The organism is Sphingomonas sp. (assembly GCF_031380695.1).
Classification (GTDB): Bacteria; Pseudomonadota; Alphaproteobacteria; order Sphingomonadales; family Sphingomonadaceae; genus Sphingomicrobium.
In genome coordinates, this window is record NZ_JANMWY010000051.1 from 1 (window position 1) to 19,523 (window position 19,523).

20 protein-coding genes are annotated in these 19,523 nt (G+C 66.3%); 10 read left to right on the forward strand and 10 right to left on the reverse strand.

The annotated features are described in order from the left end of the window. Nucleotides 1-934: exodeoxyribonuclease VII large subunit (gene xseA / locus RMN84_RS02105; RefSeq protein WP_309610557.1), on the reverse strand; the 934-nt coding region annotated here is incomplete at its 3' end. Here xseA and purD point away from each other — a divergent pair. The 3 genes from purD to RMN84_RS02120 all read left to right on the forward strand — a co-directional run bounded on the left by purD (nt 933) and on the right by RMN84_RS02120 (nt 3,135). After that, on the forward strand, nt 933-2,186 hold the full coding sequence (gene purD, locus RMN84_RS02110; protein ID WP_309610558.1) for a phosphoribosylamine--glycine ligase: 1,254 nt from the start codon (nt 933-935) through the stop codon (nt 2,184-2,186). The genes xseA and purD overlap by 2 nt on opposite strands. Next, a complete protein-coding gene (locus tag RMN84_RS02115; protein ID WP_309610559.1) occupies nt 2,183-2,497 on the forward strand; it encodes a hypothetical protein in 315 nt (104 codons plus the stop codon). The genes purD and RMN84_RS02115 overlap by 4 nt, the downstream gene beginning before the upstream one ends. 122 nt (nt 2,498-2,619) lie before the next feature. Continuing rightward, nucleotides 2,620-3,135 carry a hypothetical protein gene (locus tag RMN84_RS02120; protein ID WP_309610560.1) on the forward strand — a complete coding sequence of 172 codons (516 nt, stop codon included), beginning with the start codon at nt 2,620-2,622 and terminating at the stop codon, nt 3,133-3,135. Between the two features lie 3 nt (nt 3,136-3,138). On the opposite strand, the gene RMN84_RS02125 is transcribed toward RMN84_RS02120, so the two are convergent. From RMN84_RS02125 to RMN84_RS02135, 3 genes are read right to left on the reverse strand one after another with little or no spacing between them, the layout of a single operon-like run. Continuing rightward, nucleotides 3,139-4,470: a hemolysin family protein gene (locus RMN84_RS02125; RefSeq protein ID WP_309610561.1), complete on the reverse strand. Its 1,332-nt coding sequence runs from the start codon at nt 4,468-4,470 to the stop codon at nt 3,139-3,141. 56 nt (nt 4,471-4,526) lie between these two features. Further along, the gene (locus tag RMN84_RS02130; protein WP_309610576.1) at nt 4,527-4,958 is read right to left on the reverse strand and encodes a nucleoside deaminase; all 432 of its coding nucleotides are present in this window, start codon (nt 4,956-4,958) and stop codon (nt 4,527-4,529) included. Nucleotides 4,959-5,016: 58 nt separating this feature from the next. Then, nucleotides 5,017-5,328 (reverse strand): hypothetical protein, encoded by a 312-nt coding sequence (locus RMN84_RS02135; RefSeq protein ID WP_309610562.1) that lies wholly within the window; start codon nt 5,326-5,328, stop codon nt 5,017-5,019. A 161-nt stretch (nt 5,329-5,489) separates the two neighbouring features. Between RMN84_RS02135 and rpmB the strand changes: the two genes are divergently transcribed. Then, the gene (gene rpmB, locus RMN84_RS02140; RefSeq protein WP_309610563.1) at nt 5,490-5,786 is read left to right on the forward strand and encodes a 50S ribosomal protein L28; all 297 of its coding nucleotides are present in this window, start codon (nt 5,490-5,492) and stop codon (nt 5,784-5,786) included. Here the strand turns inward: rpmB and RMN84_RS02145 are convergent. Both RMN84_RS02145 and cobT read right to left on the reverse strand, forming a co-directional pair. After that, the gene (locus RMN84_RS02145; RefSeq protein ID WP_309610564.1) at nt 5,783-6,700 is read right to left on the reverse strand and encodes an esterase-like activity of phytase family protein; all 918 of its coding nucleotides are present in this window, start codon (nt 6,698-6,700) and stop codon (nt 5,783-5,785) included. The two genes, rpmB and RMN84_RS02145, sit on opposite strands and share 4 nt — an antisense overlap. A 206-nt stretch (nt 6,701-6,906) precedes the next feature. Further along, nucleotides 6,907-8,727 (reverse strand): cobaltochelatase subunit CobT, encoded by a 1,821-nt coding sequence (cobT, locus tag RMN84_RS02150; RefSeq protein WP_309610565.1) that lies wholly within the window; start codon nt 8,725-8,727, stop codon nt 6,907-6,909. A 229-nt stretch (nt 8,728-8,956) separates the two neighbouring features. Between cobT and RMN84_RS02155 the strand changes: the two genes are divergently transcribed. After that, entirely contained in the window at nt 8,957-10,543 is a 1,587-nt protein-coding gene (locus tag RMN84_RS02155) for a M10 family metallopeptidase C-terminal domain-containing protein (protein ID WP_309610566.1), read from the forward strand. Between the two features lie 21 nt (nt 10,544-10,564). Here the strand turns inward: RMN84_RS02155 and cobS are convergent, their stop codons facing one another. Then, nucleotides 10,565-11,569: a cobaltochelatase subunit CobS gene (cobS, locus tag RMN84_RS02160; protein WP_309610567.1), complete on the reverse strand. Its 1,005-nt coding sequence runs from the start codon at nt 11,567-11,569 to the stop codon at nt 10,565-10,567. A 173-nt stretch (nt 11,570-11,742) separates the two neighbouring features. Between cobS and RMN84_RS02165 the strand changes: the two genes are divergently transcribed. Then, the gene (locus RMN84_RS02165; RefSeq protein ID WP_309610568.1) at nt 11,743-14,064 is read left to right on the forward strand and encodes a CDC48 family AAA ATPase; all 2,322 of its coding nucleotides are present in this window, start codon (nt 11,743-11,745) and stop codon (nt 14,062-14,064) included. Here RMN84_RS02165 and RMN84_RS02170 read toward each other — a convergent pair. After that, nucleotides 14,035-15,357, reverse strand: a complete 1,323-nt coding sequence (locus RMN84_RS02170) for an MFS transporter (protein ID WP_309610569.1) — start codon at nt 15,355-15,357, stop codon at nt 14,035-14,037. The two genes, RMN84_RS02165 and RMN84_RS02170, sit on opposite strands and share 30 nt — an antisense overlap. A 107-nt stretch (nt 15,358-15,464) precedes the next feature. Between RMN84_RS02170 and RMN84_RS02175 the strand changes: the two genes are divergently transcribed. Continuing rightward, complete coding sequence (locus RMN84_RS02175) at nt 15,465-16,106, forward strand: methyltransferase domain-containing protein (RefSeq protein WP_309610570.1); 642 nt, start codon at nt 15,465-15,467, stop codon at nt 16,104-16,106. Here the strand turns inward: RMN84_RS02175 and RMN84_RS02180 are convergent. Next, a complete protein-coding gene (locus RMN84_RS02180) occupies nt 16,103-17,272 on the reverse strand; it encodes a phosphatidylserine/phosphatidylglycerophosphate/cardiolipin synthase family protein (protein WP_309610571.1) in 1,170 nt (389 codons plus the stop codon). The two genes, RMN84_RS02175 and RMN84_RS02180, sit on opposite strands and share 4 nt — an antisense overlap. 129 nt (nt 17,273-17,401) lie before the next feature. Between RMN84_RS02180 and rpoZ the strand changes: the two genes are divergently transcribed. Further along, the gene (gene rpoZ, locus RMN84_RS02185) at nt 17,402-17,743 is read left to right on the forward strand and encodes a DNA-directed RNA polymerase subunit omega (protein ID WP_309610572.1); all 342 of its coding nucleotides are present in this window, start codon (nt 17,402-17,404) and stop codon (nt 17,741-17,743) included. A gap of 58 nt (nt 17,744-17,801) precedes the next feature. Here the strand turns inward: rpoZ and RMN84_RS02190 are convergent, their stop codons facing one another. Further along, nucleotides 17,802-18,287 carry a helix-turn-helix domain-containing protein gene (locus RMN84_RS02190; protein WP_309610573.1) on the reverse strand — a complete coding sequence of 162 codons (486 nt, stop codon included), beginning with the start codon at nt 18,285-18,287 and terminating at the stop codon, nt 17,802-17,804. Between the two features lie 104 nt (nt 18,288-18,391). Between RMN84_RS02190 and RMN84_RS02195 the strand changes: the two genes are divergently transcribed. Both RMN84_RS02195 and RMN84_RS02200 read left to right on the forward strand, forming a co-directional pair. Continuing rightward, nucleotides 18,392-18,724, forward strand: a complete 333-nt coding sequence (locus RMN84_RS02195) for a CC_3452 family protein (RefSeq protein ID WP_309610574.1) — start codon at nt 18,392-18,394, stop codon at nt 18,722-18,724. Between the two features lie 91 nt (nt 18,725-18,815). Further along, nucleotides 18,816-19,523: HD domain-containing protein (locus tag RMN84_RS02200; RefSeq protein WP_309610575.1), on the forward strand; the 708-nt coding region annotated here is incomplete at its 3' end.

A 19,523-nucleotide genomic window follows, 5' to 3' on the forward strand; every position in this document is an offset into this window, starting at 1 on the left:
GCTGCAGCCGGCGCTCGCTGACGAGCCGCGCCAGGCCCCCGGCGAGGCGCGCCGACTTGCCGCCAAGATCGGCCACCAGATCGAGCCGCACCGGCACCGCCATCTCGGCCGCCGCGGTCGGGGTCGGCGCGCGCTGGTCGGCGGCATGGTCGATCAGGGTCGTATCGGTCTCGTGCCCGACCGCGCTGATCAGCGGGATCGGCGAGGCGGCGGCGGCGCGCACCACTTCCTCCTCGTTGAACGCCCACAAATCCTCGATCGACCCGCCACCGCGCGCGACAATCAGCAGGTCGAGACGATCCTCGCCCGCCATCGTCCCGAAGCCGCGAATCGCCGCCGCGATCTTGGCCGCCGCGCTCTCGCCCTGGACCGGCACCGGCCAGACGATAACGCGAGTCGGGCAGCGGTCGGCCAGGCGGTGCAATATATCGCGAATCACTGCCCCGGTCGGCGAGGTGACCACCCCGATCGTACGCGGCAGGAACGGCAGCGGGCGCTTGTTGGCGGCGTCGAACAGTCCCTCGGCGGCCAGCGCGCGGCGGCGCTGGTCGAGCAGCGCCATCAGCGCGCCCTCGCCGGCCAGCTCCATCCGTTCGATCACCAGCTGATATTTCGATCGCCCGGGATAGGTGGTGAGCTTGCCGGTGGCGACGACCTCGGCCCCATCCTCGGGCCGGAACGCCAGCCCGGCCGCACTACCGCGCCACAGCACGCCGTCGATACAGGCGTCGGCGTCCTTCAGCGTCAGATAGCAATGGCCCGAGGCGTGGCGTTTCCACCCCGAAATCTCGCCGCGCACGCGGACGTGGCCGAACGCGCCCTCCACCGTGCGCTTGAGCGCGCCCGAAATCTCACTGACCGTGAACGGGGCTGCGTTGTCGCCCGCGCGGCTCTCGGCTAACAGGCCGGAAGAAGTTTCGGGTGGGGACGGCATGAAGATCCTGTTGCTGGGTGCGGGCGGACGCGAAGATGCGCTGGCCTGGCGCCTGACGCAATCGCCAAGCTGCACGAGCCTGCTCGCAGCGCCGGGCAATCCCGGAATCGCGCGCTGGGCGCGGTGCGTGGCGATCGACCCGTGCGACCCGGCAGCCGTGGTCGACCTTGCCCGGCGTGAAGGTATCGAGTTCGTCGTCGTCGGACCCGAGGCGCCGCTGGTCGCGGGTGTCGCCGACGCCCTGCGTGCCGTAGGGATCGCCGTCTTCGGGCCAAGCGCCGCTGCCGCGCAGCTGGAAGGATCGAAGGGCTTCACCAAGGATCTGTGCGCCGCCAACGCCATCCCCACCGCTGCCTATGTCCGGGTCGACACCGCCGCCGCCGCACTCGCCGCACTCGATCGCTTCGCCATTCCGGTGGTGATCAAGGCCGATGGGCTGGCGGCGGGCAAGGGCGTGACCGTCGCGCTGACCCGCGCCGAAGCGGAGGAGTCCATCGCCCGCGCCGGCGACGGGCCGATGGTGATCGAGGAGTTTCTGGACGGCGAGGAAGCGAGCCTGTTCGCGCTGGTCGATGGTCCCCATGCCATCGCGCTGGCTTCGGCGCAGGACCACAAGCGGGTCGGCGAAGGCGACACCGGGCCCAACACCGGCGGCATGGGCGCTTACTCCCCCGCCTCGGTTCTGACCGCCGTGCTGGAGGAGCAAGCGATGCGGGAGATCGTCGAGCCAACGGCACGGGCCATGGCAGCGGCGGGAACTCCTTTCTCCGGCGTGCTTTTTGCAGGCTTGATGCTGACCCGCTCCGGCCCCGCGCTGATCGAATATAATGTCCGCTTCGGCGATCCCGAATGCGAGGCGATCATGCCGCGCATCGAGGGCGATTTCGCGGCGATGCTTCATGACGTCGCGACCGGGCGGCTGGCCGACATCGCGCCGACCCTGTCCGACGAGGCGACGATGACGGTCGTGGTGGCCGCGAAGGGCTATCCCGGCACACCGACGCCGGGTGGCGCGATTGCCGGGATCGAGCGGGCGGAAGCGGTCGGCGGCGTCACCGTCTTCCACGCCGGCACTCGCATTAACGAAGGCCAGCTGGTCGCCAGTGGCGGCCGCGTCCTCGCCGTCACGGCCCGCGCACCCACCCTCGGTCAGGCCCGCGACCGTGTCTATCGCGCGGTCGACGCGATCGACTTCGCCGACGGCTTCCACCGCCGCGACATCGGCTGGCGCGCGCTGGAACGAGTGGCGTGAACCGCGCGCTGATCCTCGGCGCAGGCATTGCCGTGACGCTCGCCGTCACCGCTTTGTGGCACGGCCCGCTTGGCGCCGGTGATCGCTTCTCCGCCATGGTCGAGGCCAACGCCCGCGCCCAGCTCGACCGCGACGAAATGACCCAGGTTCAGGCCCATCTCCAGCGCGGCCCGCTGACCCGACGCATCCTGCTGTCCGGCCCCGCCGACGATTTTCAGCGGACCGAGATCGCCCGGCGGATGCTCGCCTTGCCGGGAATCGGCGAAGCGGAGTGGACGGCCTCTTCCCTTCCCGCCGAGCAACGCCGATGATACCGTTGTTCGCCGAGGTCGAATTGATGGCGCTAGCCAGCTTCGCGCTGGGCATGTTGCTTGCCTATCTCGTCGCGCTGCGTCGCCGCAATAGCCGCTGGTAAGCTGGAAAGGAACCAGGATTGACCGCCGTCTTCAACGATTATCTCCCGATCCTGATCGTCGCGCTGGTCATCGGCGCGATCACCGGCTTTCTGCTGTTCCGCCAGCGTCAGCGGGTGCGCCTGTCGGACAGCGCCCCGGTCCGCCCGCACATGGCGGTCGAGCAGCGCCGCCCGATCGCCGACACCTTCCCTATTGCGACCAAGCGACCGGGCCCGCTCGACGGCGCGGCGGCGGCGTTCGAGGACGTGTCGGGAACGATCCTCAACGCCCGGGTTCATAGCGAGCTGGCCGAGACGGCCGACGATCTTCAGCGGCTCAAGGGCGTCGGCCCCAAATTCGTGACTCTGCTCCACAGCCAGGGGCTCTTCAGCTTCGCCCAGATCGCCCAGCTGACCGAAAACGAAGTTGCGCTGATCGATGCAACCATGGGTGCCTTCCGCGGCCGCTTCGCCCGCGACCGCATCGTTGCCCAGGCCGACTATCTCGCGCGCGGCGATGCCGACGGCTATGAGCAGCAGTTCGGCAAACTGTAGGGGTCAGGCGACTTCCGCCTCTTTCTTCCGCCTCGGGCGACTGACGATCAGCTTGTCGATCTTGCGTCCGTCCATGTCGACCACTTCGAAGCGAAAGCCCTGGTGGTTGAATGTCTCGCCGGTTTCGGGCAGGCGCTTGAGTACCGACAAGGCGAACCCGGCCACCGTCGTATAATCCCGCTCGCCCGGCATGTTCATGCCCAGCTGGTCGGTCAGCAGATCGGCGTTGGCCGCACCCGACACCAGCCAGCTGCCGTCGTCGCGCTCGACCAGCGGCGGGTCGTCATCGGCATCGGCGTCGCTGGCAAAGGCTCCGCTCAGCGCGGCCAGGATCGATCCCGGCGTGACGATGCCGTCGAGGTGGCCATATTCGTCATGGACCAGCGCGAGCGGCACCTCCGCCTCGCGCAGCACGGCGAGCGCGTCCATCGCGTCCATCAGGTCTGGAATGACCTGCGGCGTGCCGGCCAGCGCCCGCAGGTCGATCTCGCGCCCTTCGAGCAGCGCGAGCAACATGTCGCGGGTCGACACCACGCCGACGATCTCGTCGACCGATCCCTCGGCGACCGGCAGGCGACTGTGCGGGGTTTCGGTCAGCACCAGCCGGATCGCCTCACGGTCGGCGTCGACGTCGATCCAGTCGATCTCGGTGCGCGGCGTCATCACTTCCCGCACCGGCCGGTCGGCGAGCCGCACCACGCCCGAGATGATCGCCCGCTCGCTTTCCTCGAGCACGCCCGAGCTGTGCGCTTCGGCGACGACCAGGTGCAATTCCTCGGCAGTGACATGGTTCTGCGATTCGCGGGTCAGGCCGAGCAAGGCGAAAATACCGGCACTGGTGCGGTCGAGCAGCCATACGAACGGCGCGGTCGCCACCGCCAGCCAGCGCATCGGGATCGCCATCGCCACCGCAATCGGTTCCGGGCTGCGTAGCGCGAACTGCTTGGGGATGAGCTCGCCCGCGACCAGGCTGACAAAGGTCGTGACGACGATGACCAGGCCGAAGCCGAGCTGTTCCGCCACGGCATGGTCAAGCCCGAGCAGTTCGAGCCGCTGCGCTACCGGCGAGCCGAGCCGGGCGCCCGAGAAAGCGCCGTTGATCACGCCGATCAGGGTGATCCCGCTCTGCACCGTCGACAGGAAGCGCCCGGGATCGGCGGCGAGATCGAGCGCGCATTGCGCCCCCTTGCTGCCGCCCTTGGCGAGCCCCTTCAAGCGGGCCTCGCGCGCCGACACGATCGCCAGTTCGCCCATCGACAGCAATCCGTTGAGGGCGATCAGCGCGAGGATGAGCAGCAGGCTGAACCACGGGAAAGGCTGGAGGGCGGTGCTCATGAGCGAGCCCGTCCTATAGGCGAATGCGTCTGCGCGACAAGCACCGGCCTGCGGACCTAATCGCGCCGCTCCGCGAAAAAGCGCCGGAGCTGGGCCGCCGCCTGTTCCTCGCCGATGCCGCCGAGCACCTCGGGCCGATGGTGGCAGGTCGGCTGGGCATAGAGGCGCGGCCCGCTGACCACCGCCCCGCCCTTGGGGTCTTCCGCAGCGAACACCAGTCGTTCGACTCGCGCCAGCCCGATCGCCGCGGCACACATCGCGCACGGCTCCAGCGTCACCCACAGCGTGCAGCCGTCGAGGCGCGGCTGGCCGAGCGCCAGCGCGGCGGCCCGAAGGACGACCATCTCGGCGTGGGCAGTCGGATCGAGCGACCCGCGCATCGCATTGCTCGCTTCGGCGATGATCGTCTCGCCGCGCGTGACGACGGCACCGACCGGCACTTCGCCCGCCGCCGCCGCCTCGTCGGCCAGCCCCAGCGCACGGCGCATCGGCGCAGGAAGGGGGAAACCGGTCACGCCGCCCAACTAGCGGCGTTCGGCCGATTCGTCACTTGGCGGGTGCGGCTCCGTTAGTCGGCGCCAGCGCCGCAGCGTCGGTTGGGCGATGAACCTGCACAGAGGGCAGCGGCACATTGACCTTGGGCAGCGTCACGTCGCGCCGCTGCGTTCCGACCGCAACCGAACCTGTCTGGACCTCGAATGTCGGCGCCTGTCCGCCAGTCGCGGTGACGCCGCCGTTGCCGACCGCGACGCTCGGGACGCGCGCCGTCTGGGTCTGGTTGAGGTGGAGGAAACCGGTCGCAAAGCCGGCGATCACCGCCACCACCACGACCATCAGGATCAACAGGACTGCTCGCATGGATTATCCCCTCGCGGCGAACTTATCGTTCACGCTACTGTCGACAACGCGACAAAGCGGTTCGGGTTGCCTTTTGCCTTTAACGTTGACGCGAATCGCCTCGGTCGCTAACGGCCTCCCCTTTCCGGGCGCATCGCGTCCGTCCAACCAGGAAGACCATTATGTCGCGCGTTTGCGAGCTGACCGGCAAGGGCCGGCAGGTGGGTAACAATGTTTCCCACGCCAACAACAAGACCAAGCGGACCTTCCTGCCGAACCTGCAGAATGTGACGCTGATCTCCGATTCGCTGACCCGCAGCGTCAAGCTGCGCGTGTCGACTGCCGGTCTTCGCTCGGTCGAGCATGTCGGCGGCCTCGACAATTGGCTGACCAAGACCCGCGCCGAGAAGCTCTCACCGCGTGCCGCCAAGCTGAAGCGCGAGATCGCCAAGAAGGCCGGTGCGGCCGCCACCGCCTAATTCTTGCCGGGCCAACCGCCCGGGGGCAAATCCAGCGCGAACAGCATCGTCGTCAGCGGCGGCTGAAAATTATCGTCGGTGACGACCCACAATCGCGTGGCCCCTTGGCCCAGCGGCTGCACTGCCAGCCCCTCGGCATTGGCGAACGGGCCGAGATCGAGTGGCACGCGCCGGGTGATCGTCCAGCCGCCATCATCCTTGGTCAGCACGCCGAGCGCAGTGCGGAACCCGGATAGCCCGACCTCGCGCAACAGAACCAGCACAGTGCCGTCGGGTAGCCGCACGGTATCGGAAATGCGGCTGTCGGTCCCGCGCAACGGCGACGGCCGCGCCTGCCCCTGCGCGACATCGACAAGCTCGCCCCCGCCTTCCGGCAACAGGATGAGGTGCCCCCGATCGGCCAGCATCGCCTCGATCCCGACATTGCGCGGCCAGCGCTTCTTGCCGAACTCGATCGATCCGAGCCGGCGGCGGAAGCCGCGATCGTAGAGCCAGACGGTATTGCGCCCCTCATAGCCGACCCACCAACCACGACCGTAAGGATCGCGCGCGAGCGATTCACTGTCGCGATTCTGCTTGAGTAGCGGCGAGCCCGGCCCGTCACCCACATCGGCAATCGCCACGCGACCATCGCCAAGCCCCGGCGGCGAAAAGCGAAACGCCACTCCGCTGTCGCTCATTGCCAGCAGCCGACCGCGGTCGGTCGCCAGCGCGGACAGCCCGCCGAAGCGCCGGTCGTCCGCCGTCAGGCGCCACGCCCCTACCAGCCGCAACGGTGCCACGCCGGCTGGATCGATCGCGATCCGCTCGGCCCGCAACGCGACCGTCATGGCCGGTGCGGGAAAGCGGTTGGGGCCCTCGTCCCACGCCCAGGCGCAATACCCGACGATGAGCAGAATCAGTAGAACAGCCAAGCCCCTGAATCTGAACGATTGCTGCAAGCCCCGTTCAGTTTCCTTCAACCACTGTGCGGGCATAAGTCTTTCCATCAACGCGGTTTTCCCCTTTTCCGCGTTAGCCACTGTTGTATTGGTGGTCAGTTCTCTCCGGTCGCGTATCGAGGGAGGGGCCGACATGGCAACGTGTCGGCCCCAATTTTTCCGAAAAGGGTGGCCTGTCTTCAGCCCAGATCGAACAACCCGGCAAGTTGGTCGATCAGCGCGCCGCCCAATTGCTCGGCATCCATGATCGTCACCGCGCGCTTGTAATAACGGGTCACGTCATGACCAATGCCGATTGCTGCCAGCTCGACCGACGACCGATTCTCGATCCAGCCGATGACCTGCCGCAGATGCGCGTCGAGATAGGAGCCGCCATTGGCCGAAGCGGTCGAATCGTCGACCGGCGCGCCGTCGGAAATAACCATCAGGATGCGCCGCTCCTCGCGCCGTCCGATCAGCCGGTTATGCGCCCACAACAGCGCCTCGCCGTCGATATTCTCCTTGAGCAGCCCCTCGCGCATCATCAGGCCGAGGCTCTTGCGCGCGTGACGATAAGGCTCGTCGGCGCGCTTGTAGAGGATATGGCGCAGGTCGTTGAGCCGCCCGGGAATGGGCGGCCGTCCTTCGGCCAGCCACGCCTCGCGGCTCTGCCCGCCCTTCCACGCCCGGGTCGTGAACCCCAGCACCTCGGTCGCGACTCCGCAGCGCTCGAGCGTCCGCGCGAGGATGTCGGCGCTGGTCGCGGCAATCGAAATCGGCCGCCCCCGCATCGACCCTGAATTGTCGATCAGCAGGCTGACCACCGTGTCGCGAAATTCGGTTTCGCGCTCGATCTTGTAGCTCAGCGAATGGGCCGGCGACACGACCACGCGGGCCAGCCGCGCCGCATCGAGCATGCCCTCTTCCTGGTCGAAGTCCCAGCTGCGGTTCTGTTGCGCCATCAGCCGTCGCTGTAGCCGGTTGGCGAGCCGCGTCACGACCCCCTGCAGTGACGCCATCTGCACGTCGAGCATCGCTCTGAGCCGCGTCAATTCCTCCTCGTCGCACAGCTCGCCCGCCTCGATCACTTCGTCGAAGCGGCTGGTGAACGGCTTGTAGTCGGTGACCGGCGAATCGTCCCAGTTGCGGCGAGCGGGCCGTGGCTGGGCATTCTCGTCGCCCTCCTCGCCAGCTGCCTGTTCGTCGCCATCTTCGCTTTGCGATTCGGGCTGCTGCTCGTCGCCGTCGTTGCCCTGTTCTTCGGAGCGCATTTCCATCTCGCCGCCCGCCTCGGCGCCGTCGCTGCCGGCCTCGTCGGGTTCGTCGGCACCCTCGTCCTCACCCTGCTCCTCGTCGCCGCCTTCGTCGGGCGTCTCGTCGGCCGGTTCCTCGGCGTCGGCGAGCTCGAGATCCTCGAGCAATCGCCGCGCCAGCGTCGCAAACGCGCCCTGATCATCGATCGTCAGCGCCAGCGCGTCGAGTTCGGGTCCCGCCTTCTGCTCGATCCACGGCCGCACCAGTTCGAGCCCGGCCAGCGCCGCCGCCGGCGCGTCGGCACCGGTTAGCCGCTGCCGGGCGATCAAGCCGACCGCCGTTGCCAGCGGCACTTCCTCGGCCGTCCGCGCCCGCGTGATCGCATCGCCCCGCACCCGCGCTTCGGCCAGCCCGGCGAGATTGTCGCGCACCCCGGCTAGCGAGCGCGCACCGAGCGCCTCGACCCGCGCAGCTTCGAGCGCATCGAAGACGGCGCGCGCTTCATTCTCGGTTGGCGAGCGACGCGCATGCATGCTCGCGTCGGAGTGGCGCACCCGCAGTGCCAGCGCATCCGCCGCGCCGCGCGCTTCGGTGACCAGCCGCGGTTCTAGCGCATTGCCGGGCGAGGCAACCCGCGCCACCTTGCCCATCGCCGCCGACGATTGCTCGCCGCCAAAGGCGACTTCGACCTCGGGATCGTGCGCGATCGCCCGCGCCGCGCCGGCCAGGACGCGGCGGAAGCTGTCGAGGGTATCTAATTTGGCCATCGGCGTATTGTGTCCCCTAGCGCGTCGCGAAGTGGCTCGAAAGCCCCCGAGCTTCTCTGTCGATCCACCAATCAATGATCATTTTGGGATCCCTAACGCCTTATTGACAGGTTACGAAAACTGCTTGAATTTCCTTGCCTTAGGACAAGGCCGCACGCCAGGCGAGCGGTCGATTCCATGAACAGAATTTGTCCGGCAAGCGTCGGACATTAGTGGGGAACAAGACGCGATGCGTAATCCAAGCCTGAGCCAACTCGACATCATGAACGGCAGCGACGTCGGTCTCCTCGGCCCGCAGGGATTTTCGCTCGATCCGTTGGCGGGCACCGGCGCAACCTGGCGCGGCAAGACGATTGCCAGCCTCGACCGCGTGGTTACGCAGATTGATTCGGGCGCGTCGCTTCATGCGGCCAATGGCGTGGTGACCTACACCTTTCTCGATCTCGATCACCTCACCGGTATCTACAACAACCCCAACTTTGGCTTTACCGCCGGCTTCGGCCTGTCGTCCTTTTCGGACGTGCAGCGGGTTGAGGCGCGCAACGATATCGGACTGTGGGATGATCTTATCCCGCTGACGTTCCGCGAGACCAATGGACTCGGCGCGACCATCCAGCTGGCCAACTCGCTCGACCCGGCGCAGGCCTATGCCTATTATCCGGGCAATGGCGCCAAATATCAGAGCGACGTCTTCATCAACGATCCCTACGCCGATAACGTCACTAACCTGTGGTTCGGTGGCGGCGGCTATGGCACGACGACGCTGATCCACGAGCTTGGGCACACAATCGGCCTGTCGCACCCGGGGGCCTATAATTTCGGCCCGGGCTTCGCGGTGAATTACGTCAATGGTGCCGAATATGCCCAGGACAGCATGCAATATTCGATCATGTCCTATTGGTCCGGTGGCGAGACCGGACAGATTACGCGCAACTGGCTCACCGGCCAGGCGCTCTATCCGCAGACGCCGATGATCCACGACATTTTGACGATCCAGGCCAAATATGGCGCCGATCCGACGACCCGCACTGGCGACACGACCTATGGCTTCAACTCGAATGCCGGCCGCGACGTCTATGACTTCGCCAAGAACCCCTATCCCAACCTCTCGATCTACGATGCTGGTGGGAAGAACGACACGATCGACCTGTCCGGCTTCACTGCCGGCAACTTCCTCGATCTTCATGCCGGATCGTTCAGTTCGGTCGGGCAGGGCATTCCAACGCTGACTGCCGTCAACGCGGCCCGCGCTGCGCTGGGCGTCCAGCTCGGCATCACGATCAGTCCGACGACCCAGTCAAGGCTCGACGCCAGCGTAACTGCGCGCTTGCCGACGATCGAAGCCAATATCGCGTTCGATACCGGCGGCGTGACCGGTGTCCGGGCGACCGAGTTCAGCAACCTCAGCATCGCCTATGGCACGACCATCGAAAATGGCATTGGCGGCTCGGCCCGCGACGTGCTGTGGGGCAACCAGGTCGCCAACATCCTCAAGGGCGGTGGCGGCAACGACGTGCTCGACGGGTTCGAAGGCGCCGACACGCTCTATGGCGGCACCGGCAACGACACGTTCGTCTTCCACAACAAGGAATTCGGTGACCGCATCATGGATTGGAACGCCGGCGACAAGATCGACCTCAAGGCGTTCGGTCACCTGACCTTCCTCGGCGGCGGCGCGTTTACCAATCATGCCGGCGAAGTCCATTACACCGGCGGCGTGCTGTCGGCCGATCTCAACGGCGATGGCGTTGCCGATTTCGCGGTCTCCGTCATTGGCGGCCCGATGCTCGGTGCAGCCGACCTGCTGATTATCTGACGGGGGGCAGGTCGGGAGGGCTCAGGCCTTCCCGACCACGCTTTCGGGCAGATCCTTGCCGAACACGCGCTGATAATATTCGGCGATCATCGGCCGCTCGCTCTCGTCGCACTTGTTGAGGAAGCTCAACCGGAAGGCGAAGCCGACGTCGCCGAAGATCATCGCATTCTGCGCCCAGCTAATCACCGTGCGCGGGCTCATCACGGTCGAGATATCGCCGTTGATAAATCCCTGGCGCGACAGGTCGGCGACCTTGACCATCTTGTCGACCGTCGCCTTGCCGTCGGGATTGTCATATTCGCCCGACTTGGCCAGCACGATCTGCGCCTCGGTCGCGGCCGGCAGATAGTTCAGCGTCGCAACGATATTCCAGCGGTCCATCTGGCCCTGATTGATCGCCTGCGTGCCATGGTAAAGTCCGGTCGTATCGCCCAGCCCGACCGTGTTGGTCGTCGCGAACAGGCGGAAGTAGGGGTTCGGCCGGATCACCCGATTCTGGTCGAGGAGGGTGAGCTTGCCCTCGACCTCCAGCACGCGCTGGATGACGAACATCACGTCGGGCCGACCGGCGTCATATTCGTCGAACACCAACGCCACCGGATGCTGCAGCGCCCATGGCAGCAGCCCCTCGCGGAATTCGGTCACTTGCTGGCCGTCCTTGAGCACGATCGCGTCGCGCCCGACCAGGTCGATGCGGCTGATGTGCGCGTCCAGATTGATGCGGATGCACGGCCAGTTGAGCCGTGCCGCGACCTGCTCGATATGGGTCGACTTGCCCGTGCCATGATAGCCCTGGATCATCACCCGCCGGTTGCGCGCGAAGCCGGCGGTGATCGCCAGCGTCGTATCGGGGTCGAACACATAGGCCGGGTCGAGATCGGGAACGCGCTCGTCGGCTTCGGAGAAGGCCGGCACCTCGAGATCGCTATCGACGCCGAAAGCATCGCGCACCTTGACCATCTTGTCGGGCGCGGCGAGCACCGTGTCCGAGCGGGTTTCGAGATTGACGTTGGGAATGTCGGTCATCGGCTGGAATTCCATCTTTGTCCCCGCCCTAGTCCGGCAGGTCGGTCGGCGTCTAGACGTGCGGCATGGCAAGGGGTCTTTTCCCGGCGCGAACTGGCCCTACATTGAACCATCTGGCGACCGGCGTCGTTCCCGCCGGAGTATGCAACAAACGCACCGAGCGGGAGAAGTTCATGGCCGATGTCGACACGCAGGCACGCCGCCTGCAAGTGGCCAACCTGCCGCCTGCCGACAGCGGCCGCGGTGTCGCTCGCCTGCCGGCCAAGTGGATGCAGCAGCTCGGGCTGGCCGAGGGCGACGTCATCGAGATCATCGGCAAGCGCTCGACCGCCGCCCGCGCCATCCGTCCTTACGGCGACGATGACGGGCTCGAGATCATCCGGCTCGACGGGCTGCAGCGCGCCAACGCCGAAGTCGGGTCGGGCGATTATGTCGAGGTGCGCAAGGCCGAATCGAAGCCCGCGACTCGAGTCGTCTTCGCCCCTGCTGCCGAACAGGTCCGCCTGACCGGGTCGGCCGACGCGCTGAAACGCAGCTTCGAGGGCCGCCCGCTGACCGACGGCGATACCGTCGCCACCGCCGGTCACCAGCGGGTCAACGCCGACATGCCCGAGCATGTCCGCCAATTGCTCAACGCCCCCGCCTTCGCGCTTCAGGAGGTGCGGCTGCGAGTGGTGCAGACCACCCCGCGCGGGATCGTCCATATCGATGCGTCGACCGTCGTCGAGCTGCTTCCTGAATTTGCCAAGAAGGACGGCGAGCGCCGCGCCGACGTCACCTATGACGATCTCGGCGGGATGAAATCGACCATCGACGCGCTGCGCGAAATGGTCGAGCTGCCCCTGCGCCATCCCGAATTGTTCCAGCGGCTCGGCGTCGACCCGCCCAAGGGCGTGCTGCTGCACGGCCCGCCTGGCACCGGCAAGACCCGCCTCGCCCGCGCCGTCGCCAACGAGAGCGAAGCGCGCTTTTTCACCATCAATGGGCCCGAGATTATGGGCTCGGCCTATGGCGAAAGCGAAAAGAAGCTGCGCGAAGTGTTCGAGGAAGCCGCCAAGGCCGCCCCGTCGATCATCTTCATCGACGAGATCGACTCGATTGCGCCCAAGCGCGGCCAGGTTTCGGGCGAGGCCGAGAAGCGCCTCGTTGCGCAATTGCTGACCCTGATGGACGGGATCGAGGCCCGCCAGAATCTGGTGGTGATTGCCGCCACCAATCGTCCCGAGGCGATCGACGAGGCGCTGCGCCGCCCAGGCCGGTTCGACCGCGAAATCGTCGTCGGCGTGCCCGACGAGGCCGGCCGGCGCGAGATACTCGGTATCCACACCCGCGGCATGCCGCTGACCGACGCCGTCGAGCTCGATGATCTGGCGCGCCGCACCTATGGCTTTGTCGGCGCCGACCTCGCCGCGCTGACCCGTGAGGCCGCGCTCGAATCGGTTCGCCGAATCATGCCCCGCCTCAATCTCGACGAGCCGACCATCCCACCCGACATCCTCGACAGCCTTTCGGTCGAGCCGAACGACTTCGACAATGCCCTGAAGCGCGTCCAGCCGTCGGCGATGCGCGAAGTGATGGTGCAGATGCCCAACATTCGCTGGGCCGACGTCGGCGGGCTTGATGCCGCCGCGACCAAGCTGCGCGAGGGCGTTGAACTGCCGCTCAAGCATCCCGAGGCGTTCAAGCGGCTTGGCATCCGCCCGGCCAAGGGTTTCCTGCTGTACGGCCCGCCCGGCACCGGCAAGACCCTGCTCGCCAAGGCCTGCGCGCGCGAGGCCGAGGCCAATTTCATCGCCGTCAAATCGTCCGACCTGTTGTCGAAATGGTATGGCGAGAGCGAGCAGCAGATTGCCCGCCTGTTCGCCCGCGCCCGCCAGGTTGCGCCCACGGTGATCTTCATCGACGAGCTCGACAGCCTGGTCCCCGCGCGCGGTGGCGGCATGGGCGAACCGCAGGTGACCGAGCGCGTCGTCAATACCATCCTATCCGAAATGGACGGGCTCGAGGAGCTCAACAATGTCGTGCTGATCGGCGCGACCAACCGCCCCAACCTGATCGACCCCGCGCTGCTCCGCCCGGGCCGGTTCGACGAACTCATTTATGTCGGCGTGCCCGATGTCGCCGGACGGCGGCGGATCCTCGCCATCCACGTCGGCGACATGCCGATCGCCAAGGACGTCGACCTCGAGGCCCTGGCCGAGCGGACCACGCGCTTCACCGGTGCGGACCTGGAGGATCTGACCCGCCGCGCCGGCCTGGTCGCGCTCCGTCGCGGGCTCGATTCGGCGGAAGTGACGATGGCCGACTTCGAGGCGGCGCTGACCGAGACCCGCGCCTCGGTGACCGACGAGATGCTGGCCGATTACGAGCGTATCCAGGACACGCTCAAATCCGATGCAGTCAGGCCACTGGGCGGTATGGGCTTTGTCCTGCCCGGCCAGATGCGTTCGCGCCCGGGTGGGAAGTCAGACGAGCAGCCGCGCCCGGCCCCATAGCGCCAAGCCGATCAGCAGCACGGCCGATACCACGAACGGCAGGTCGTGGTTCAACCCGTACATCACCATCCCGAGCGACGGCGCGGCGACATAAGCGATGCCATTGGCCGAGGTAATCACGCCGGCCACTCCGCCCTGCTCGGCGGTCGGCACGGCCAGGCTCGCTCCGGCGGTGAACCCCGGCCGGGTGAAACCGAAGCCAAGGCTGGCCAGCCCGAAGCCGATGACGATGCCGTACAAACCCTGCGCGGCCATCGTCGCCAGACATCCGGCGGCAGCAATCAGCGCGCCCCAGATGATCAGCGTGCGCGGCCCCAGCGCGAGCCGCGGGATGAGCCCCCACTGCGCCGCCAGCGTTGCCGACGCGCCGGCCATCATGACGATCGAGATCGGCATTTCCGACCCGCTCGGCGGCAAGTGGAGCCGGTCGATGATGAAAAAGCCAAGGCAGGTCAGCGTCGCCGCCTGCGCGTGACCGGCCGCAACGCCCGCGATGATCCACGAACGGATGCGCGGGTCGTTCCACTTCAGCCGCGGGCTCCTGGGAGCGGTCGCCGCGACGACGCTGGCCCCGGTCAGGCTGGTCGCCAGCGACGGATAGCTCATCGCCGCGCCGCGCCCCTCGCGCACACCCTTGACGCGCAAATCCTTTGAATCGTCCGGCAGCCATCGCCACACCGCCACGAACACCCCCAGCCCGATCAGGGCGAAGGCGATTAGCGGACCCGGCAGGCCGACGAATGGCAGCACGAACAGCGGGGCCATCGCCGGGCCGAGAATTGTGCCCAGGCCGAACGACGACGACAGCGACGACAGCGCGGCGACCCTTCCCGATCGCCGTGTCCGCGCCGCCAGATAGGCCTGGGTCGCGCTTGGCGTCGCACAGCCGAACGTCCCGTAAATCGACCGTGCGAGCGCGAACAGGATAAACGTCGTCGTCCCGGCCAGCCCCCCCAACAAGCCCGCGCGCAGGATCAGTCCGCACAGCGCCATCGACACGATGAACCCGCCAACCCCCATCAGCATCAGCCGCTTGCGCCCGTGCCGGTCGCTCTTCTCGGCCCAGAAGGGCGCCAGCAGCACCCACAGGATCGCCGACGAGGTATAGGCCAGCGCCACCCAGAAATCGCCGATCCTCATCTCGCGGCCGATCGCCGGCATGACCGATTGCAGCGCCGTATTGCCCGCTGCCGCGACCAGCATCGCCGCGAACAGCAAGAGGAATTGCGGGGTTTTGAGCGCGCTCGTGCCGATCGGCTGTCCGGAACGAGACGCAAGGGTGGTGGCCGGCATGACCTGTTCCTACCGCACGGTGGACCGAACGGCCAACCAGGGCGTTGAAACTTGCCAATAGGCAGGCATTTTGCCACGAGACCGCCTCGCATCCTCCCGGAGCTTCCATGAATTCCTCATCCGCCCGCGCTCTCAAGAACCGATCGCTTGCCAAGGCGGCGCGGTTGCGGCACCATTGGCACAATCATCCGCGGCTCCAATTCCTCAAGGAATTCGTCAAACATCCGGTCATGGTCGGCTCGGTCATTCCGTCGAGCGACCGACTGATCCGCAAGATGCTTGGCCCGGTCGATTGGGCGAAGACGAAGCTGTTCGTCGAATATGGTCCTGGCGTCGGCACCTTCACTCGTCCGATCCTCGACCTGCTCGGGCCCGATGCGACGCTGATCGCGATCGACACCAATGCCGAGTTCACGGCCTTCCTGAAGGAAGATATCGCCGACGAGCGATTGATCGCCGTGACCGGCTCGGCCGCAGATGTCGAGAAGATCATCGCCGCGCACGGCTTCACCCATGCCGATTTCGTCGTCTCGGGGCTGCCCTTCTCGACTCTGCCAACCGGGGTCGGCGACGCCATCGGCCAGTCGACGGCGCGGGTCATTCGCCCCGGCGGAGCCTTCCTCGTCTATCAGTTCAGCCCCAAAGTGCGCGACTTCATCGCGCCCTATTTTCAGCGGCTCGATCGCGGCTTCGAATGGTGGAACGTGCCACCCGCGACGCTGTTCTGGGGCTGGCGCGAGGAGCTTTAGCGCTCGCCCCGCGCAAGGCCGCGCGTCACCGAATAGTCGAGCGTGCTGACCAGGAAAAAGCCGAACCACCATTTGATCCGCTCGATCAGCGTCCCGCGCTTGGCGTGCAGCGCGCGGGTGATCGCCAGGCTGTCGGCGATCTCATGCTCGAAATAGCTGCGCATCATCATCGCGAATTTTGGATCGTCGACGCGCAGCATCATTTCCATGTTGAGATAGAGGCTGCGCATGTCGAAGTTGGACGATCCGATGTGAACGACGTCGTCCATCACCAGCAACTTGGAATGAAGTTTGGTCGGCTGATATTCGAACATCTCGACTCGGCGCCGCAGCAGCCGTGAATAGGTCGATCGGGCCGCGTCGATGGTCGCATGATTGTCGGACTCGGCGGCCGTAATGACTCGTACCCGGCCGCCGCTGCGCGCCACGTTGGAGATGCGCGTCAACATCGCCGGCATCGGTGCAAAATAGGCCGCAATCATCTCCAGGCTCTTCGCCTGGGCCAGGTCGGAGATCGTCGCCAGCGCCCACGGCGACCGGCGCTGCATCGGTCCGCCGAACAGCCAGCGAACCTTGCCCTCGCTTTCGCTGAAGTGACGCACCATCGCGCGCAGCGCCTTCAATCGCGCGCCCTTGTGAAGCGCCCAGCCCATCAACGCGTCGAAATAACGGCCGAGCCGCTCCGCCGCCGGCCCCTCGACGATCAGGCCGATGTCACGCCACGCCTTCTGCTCAACCGTCCCGAAATAATCATTCTCGACGTTGAACCCGCCGATGATGGCGATTCTGTCGTCGGCCAGCGCCAGCTTCTGGTGATTGCGCAGCACATAGCGGCGGCCAAACGACGGATTGAATCGGCAGAACCGCGCTCCGGCATCGTGGAGATGCTTGAAATAGGTTTCGGGCGTCTTGCTGCTGCCAAACCCGTCGATCAGCAACGACACTTCGACCCCTCGCTCGACCGCACGCAGCAGCGCGTCGCGAACGCGCTCGCCAGCGCTGTCGGCCAAGTAGATGTAATAGAGCACCCGCACGCTGCGCTCGGCGCCGTCGATCAGCGCCAGCAGCGCCTCGAGCCGTGGCGGACCCTCGCTCAGCAAGGTCAGCTGGTTGCCGTCGACGGTGACCGAGCAATCGTCGGGGATGGGCGAGTCTGTGTCGGTCATGAGCGCGGTGTGGCGAGCGCCGCCATGCAAGGCAAGCGGCGGGCCTGGGCTTTCATTGACTTTGCACCGCTCGCTCCCTAGGGGAAGCCGCTCTCCGGCCCTGCCGAACTCCCATCACGAGGCGACCCCATGGCGCGCGTTACCGTCGAAGATTGCGTCGACAAGATTCCCAACCGGTTCGACCTGGTACTGGCCGCTGCACAGCGCGCGCGCCAGATTTCGGGCGGCGCCGACCTGACCATCGATCGCGACCGCGACAAGAACCCGGTCGTCGCCCTGCGCGAGATCGCCGAGGAGACGGTCAAGCCGAAGCATCTTCATGAAGCGATTGTGTCGAGCCTGCAGAAGGTCCGCATCGACGAGGAGGATGAGACCGACGAACTGGCGAGCCTGGCCGATTCGGCCGAGGCGCTCCGCCTCACCGCCGCCGCCCCGCCGCGCCCGAGTCCCTCGGGCGGCGACTACGAGTAGCTCGTTTTAAAGGTTGAGTTGAATGAGGGCGGCACCGCGAGGGGCCGCCCTTTTCGTGTCAGGAGTGCTTCGCCTCTGCCTCGTCGGCGGCGCGGGTGGCCCAGGTCAGGTCGTGCAGGGATAGCTCGCGCCCATCCTCGCCCAGTACGCTGATCGGGCGTACCGGCCGACCGTCGCGACGATCGACCAGCACGATCTCTTGTCGTCCATGGCCCCAATTCTCCGCCCATTGGCGCAGGGCGAGGACGACCGGCAGCAGCTCTTCGCCTTTCGACGTCAGCGAATAGACCACTTTGCGGCGATCGCCCGGATCGGGCGTCCGTGCCAGGATTCCGCCAGCCACCAGCTTGGCCAGCCGGTCCGACAATATGTTGCGGGCGATCCCGAGGCCCGCCTGAAATTCCTCGAAATGCTGCAACCCATTGAGCGCCCCGCGAAGAAGCAGGAACGCCCATTTCTCGCCGATCAGTTCGACCGCTGACGGTAGCGGGCACTGCAACGCCGCTGCTCTGAATGCATCAATGTCGGTTGGTGGACGGCTCACGCAAACTCCCTCGTGACGATTAGAACATAAATATGATGAAAATAACAGTTGCGTAATGAAACGCAAATTGCCATTCAGTTGCAATCTGCAATGCAATATGGGGAATGACCATGACCAATGTTCTCGCGCTGGCCGGCGTGCTGCTGGCCCTCGCACCCGCCGCTGCCTCTGCTGCCAACTATGCCGCGACGCCGATCGTGCCGACGGCCCCGGCGCGCATCAACGCTTCCGACATCGTCTGGGGCTGCGGGCCGGCCGCCTGCCTCGGTAACAGCATGGAAAGCCGGCCGCTCGTGCTGTGTCAGGACCTCGCCTCGCGCGTCGGCAAGCTGACCGATTTCGTTGTTGACGGCCGCGGCTTCACCCCCGATCTGCTCGATCGCTGCAATGCCAGGGCCCGGTCGGGCACCGCGCCTGTCTTCGCCAAGGCCAAATAAGCGGCATCGCGGTGCGCCGGGACGGAAAGAAAGCCCAGCCCCGGCGCATTGCGCCTTGCACGCAGGGGTCGCCTAGCCCCACACTCGCCGCGTGCTGCGCCAATATGAACTCGTCGAGAAGGTAAAGGCCTACGACCCGGACGCCGATGAGGCGCTCCTCAATCGTGCCTATGTCTTTTCGATGAAGGCCCACGGCACCCAGAAGCGCGCTTCGGGCGACCCCTACTTCAGCCACCCGATCGAGGTGGCCGGCATTCTCACCGACCTGAAACTCGACGACGAGACGATCGTCACCGCGATCCTCCACGACACGATCGAGGACACCGTCGCCACCCATGAGGAGGTCGAGCGCCTGTTCGGCGCGTCGGTCGCGCGGCTGGTCGATGGCGTCACCAAGCTCAGCAAGATCGAGGCGCAGAGCGAGAATGAGCGCGCCGCCGAGAATTTGCGCAAGTTTCTACTCGCCCTGTCCGACGACATCCGCGTCCTGCTCGTCAAGCTCGCCGACCGGCTGCACAACATGCGCACGCTCCACCACGTGACGTCAGAGGAAAAGCGCCGCCGCATCGCCCGCGAGACGATGGATATTTACGCGCCGCTGGCCGAGCGGATCGGCATGTACGCGATCATGAACGAGATGCAGACGCTCGCCTTCAAGCAGCTCGAGCCCGACGCCTTCGCCTCGATCACCCGCCGTCTCGCCCAGCTTCATTCGTCGGGCGGCGACCTCGTCGATCGCATCGGCCTGGGGCTGCAGCTCCACCTCGCCGATCACGCGCTCGAAGCCGGGGTGATGGGC

Excerpts from the sequence above, each read along its gene's own strand:
- purD (WP_309610558.1), top strand. The coding sequence starts at position 933 with ATGAAGATCCTGTTGCTGGGTGCGGGCGGACGCGAAGATGCGCTGGCC.
- RMN84_RS02125 (WP_309610561.1), bottom strand. The coding sequence starts at position 4,470 with ATGAGCACCGCCCTCCAGCCTTTCCCGTGGTTCAGCCTGCTGCTCATC.
- RMN84_RS02130 (WP_309610576.1), bottom strand. The coding sequence starts at position 4,958 with ATGCGCCGTGCGCTGGGGCTGGCCGACGAGGCGGCGGCGGCGGGCGAA.
- RMN84_RS02135 (WP_309610562.1), bottom strand. The coding sequence starts at position 5,328 with ATGCGAGCAGTCCTGTTGATCCTGATGGTCGTGGTGGTGGCGGTGATC.
- rpmB (WP_309610563.1), top strand. The coding sequence starts at position 5,490 with ATGTCGCGCGTTTGCGAGCTGACCGGCAAGGGCCGGCAGGTGGGTAAC.
- cobT (WP_309610565.1), bottom strand. The coding sequence starts at position 8,727 with ATGGCCAAATTAGATACCCTCGACAGCTTCCGCCGCGTCCTGGCCGGC.
- RMN84_RS02155 (WP_309610566.1), top strand. The coding sequence starts at position 8,957 with ATGCGTAATCCAAGCCTGAGCCAACTCGACATCATGAACGGCAGCGAC.
- cobS (WP_309610567.1), bottom strand. The coding sequence starts at position 11,569 with ATGACCGACATTCCCAACGTCAATCTCGAAACCCGCTCGGACACGGTG.
- RMN84_RS02165 (WP_309610568.1), top strand. The coding sequence starts at position 11,743 with ATGGCCGATGTCGACACGCAGGCACGCCGCCTGCAAGTGGCCAACCTG.
- RMN84_RS02170 (WP_309610569.1), bottom strand. The coding sequence starts at position 15,357 with ATGCCGGCCACCACCCTTGCGTCTCGTTCCGGACAGCCGATCGGCACG.
- RMN84_RS02175 (WP_309610570.1), top strand. The coding sequence starts at position 15,465 with ATGAATTCCTCATCCGCCCGCGCTCTCAAGAACCGATCGCTTGCCAAG.
- RMN84_RS02180 (WP_309610571.1), bottom strand. The coding sequence starts at position 17,272 with ATGACCGACACAGACTCGCCCATCCCCGACGATTGCTCGGTCACCGTC.
- rpoZ (WP_309610572.1), top strand. The coding sequence starts at position 17,402 with ATGGCGCGCGTTACCGTCGAAGATTGCGTCGACAAGATTCCCAACCGG.
- RMN84_RS02195 (WP_309610574.1), top strand. The coding sequence starts at position 18,392 with ATGACCATGACCAATGTTCTCGCGCTGGCCGGCGTGCTGCTGGCCCTC.